This is a genomic window from Vibrio sp. HI00D65 (genome assembly GCF_001635455.1).
Taxonomy (GTDB): Bacteria; Pseudomonadota; Gammaproteobacteria; order Enterobacterales; family Vibrionaceae; genus Vibrio.
On record NZ_LWEH01000087.1, the window covers coordinates 1 to 991 of the forward strand.

General features: G+C 47.9%; 1 protein-coding gene. It reads left to right on the top strand.

From position 1 onward, the window contains the following. A partial coding sequence (locus A3712_RS08635) for a class I adenylate cyclase (protein ID WP_197465804.1) occupies positions 1-991 on the top strand: 991 nt, incomplete at both ends.

The following is a 991-nucleotide window of genomic DNA, read 5'->3' on the forward strand; positions in this document are numbered from 1 at the left end:
CTTCTCAGCACTTACTGTTACTTGATGAGTTTTACCGTTCTGCTGTTCGTTTAGCTGGCCAACGCCTGTTGTGGCAAATCATTCCGCCAGAAATGGAAGAGTGCTATGACGAATATGTTCAGGGCTTATGCCAAGATGGTTACCTTGATTGTTCTCAATGGATTGATTTCGGTAAGCTGAATCGCATCCCTGCTGAAGAGTACTTCGGCTCTAACCTGTGGCAGCTCTATAAGAGTATCGACTCACCGTATAAATCGGTGTTAAAGGCGATCTTGCTAGAAGCGTATTCATGGGAATACCCAAATACTCAGCTACTGAGTATTGATACTAAGCGCCGCTTCTTCGCGGATGAACCTGATCTTTATGGCATGGATAGCTACTATCTGATGCTAGAGAAGGTGACTCGCTACCTAGAGCGTATCAACGACCATACTCGATTGGACTTGGTAAGACGCTGTTTTTATCTGAAGACCCACGAGAAGTTGTCACGTGAAGCGGGCATTGGCTCTGTTGCATGGCGTCGTGAAGCGCTCACCGAGATGACTCAATCTTGGAACTGGGGACAGGATACCATTGCAGAGCTCGACAACCGCCGTAACTGGAAGGTGGAGCAAGTGAAGGTAGTGCACCATGCGCTACTTGATGCTTTGATGCTGAGCTATCGTAACCTGATTCAGTTTGCACGTCGTAACGACATCACGTCGGCAATCAGCCCGCAAGATATTAGTATCTTGGCGCGCAAGCTATATGCGGCGTTTGAGGTGTTGCCAGGTAAAGTGACGCTACTGAATCCGCAAATCTCTCCGGATCTTCACGAGCCAGATTTGAGCTTTATTGAGGTTCGCCAAGGGCAATCGAATAAAGCGGGTTGGTACTTGTACAAGCAGCCGCTGATTGCACATCGTATTCTTGGGCAACCGTCACTGGAGCATCATGAGTACTTGAGTAAGTTAGTGGCTTGGTCGTTCTTTAACGGCTTGATCACTGAGTC